Genomic DNA, 1,355 nt, shown 5'->3' on the forward strand with positions numbered 1-1,355 from the left:
GTCGGCAAGAAGGTCGACTTCAGGAACGTCATCCTGATCATGACCACCAACGCCGGGGCCGCCGACAACGCCCGCGCCTCCATCGGCTTCGGCCGGGGCAAGGTCGAGGGCGAGGACGAAAAGGCCATCCAGCGCCTGTTCGCGCCGGAGTTCCGCAACCGTCTGGACGCCATCGTGGCGTTCAAGGCGCTGGACTCCGAGACGATCAAGTCGGTGGTGTCCAAATTCATCATGCAGCTGGAACACCAGCTGGGCGATCGGAACATCACCATCGAGCTGACCGACGAAGCCGCCGACTGGCTGGCCAAGAACGGCTTCGACGAACTCTACGGCGCCCGGCCCCTGGCCCGGACGATCCAGGAGCACATCAAGAAGCCGCTGGCCGACGACATCCTGTTCGGCCGCCTGACCCGCGGCGGGCATGTGAAGGTCGAGCTGAAGGACGGCAAGATCGTCTTCGACGTGACGCCCGCCACCGGCGCCGCGGCCAAGGTGAAGGAAGACGAAGCGGCGGACTGAGGTCCGTCGCGGACTGAATAAGGAGGGCCGTCGGTCGCAGGACCGGCGGCCCTTCGTCCGTCAGGCGGCCGATGGCGCGGATTGCGCAGGCCGCTGCCGGACGGTTCACTGTGATCAGGGAGAGCGCCATGACGAAGATCCTGCTGCAGACCACCATCCCCTTCACGGAAGACGACTGGCACGTCGGCCGGTTCTCACGGTTGGCGGATCATCTCGCCTCGCTGGAGGGCGTGGAGGTGACGGCCCGGGATCGCGCCGCGCCGGGCGGCCAGACCGACCCCGTCATCGGCGGGCTGGCCGACAGCGACTATGACCAGCTGTGGCTGTTCGCGGTGGATGTCGGCGATGGGCTGAACGCCGAGGAGTGCGCCGCCATCGCCGCCTTCCGGGCGCGGGGCGGCGGGCTGATGATCACCCGCGACCACATGGACCTCGGCTCCAGCGTCTGCACCCTGGGCGGGGTCGGCGACGCCCACTATTTCCACTCCAGCAGTCTGGATCCCGATCCGGCGCGGAACGCCCGCGACGATGTCGAGACCGGCTATATCGACTTCCCCAACTACCACTCGGGCGCCAACGGCGACTGGCAGGCGATCCGCCCGGTCGGCGAGGTCCATCCGCTGCTGCGCGACGTTGGCGGCGGGGTGCTGGACCGGCTGCCGGCCCACCCGCACGAGGGCGGGGTCGGCGCGCCCGACGGCGTGGCCGAGGCGCGGGTGATCGCTACGGGCGCCAGCAAGGTCACGGGCCGCCCCTTCAACATCGCCGTGGCGTTCGAGGGCGGGAACGGCAAGGGCAGGGGGCTGGCCCAGAGCACCTTCCACCACTTCGCCGAC

2 protein-coding genes are annotated in these 1,355 nt (G+C 69.1%); both read left to right on the top strand.

The genetic code is table 11. From position 1 onward, the window contains the following. Positions 1 to 519: AAA family ATPase (locus Q0C81_RS16935; protein WP_291840735.1), on the top strand; the 519-nt coding region annotated here is incomplete at its 5' end. Between the two features lie 128 nt (positions 520 to 647). Further along, a partial coding sequence (locus tag Q0C81_RS16940) for a hypothetical protein (RefSeq protein WP_291840738.1) occupies positions 648 to 1,355 on the top strand: 708 nt, incomplete at its 3' end.

The organism is Brevundimonas sp. (genome assembly GCF_023259385.1).
In the GTDB taxonomy this organism is placed as follows: Bacteria; Pseudomonadota; Alphaproteobacteria; order Caulobacterales; family Caulobacteraceae; genus Brevundimonas.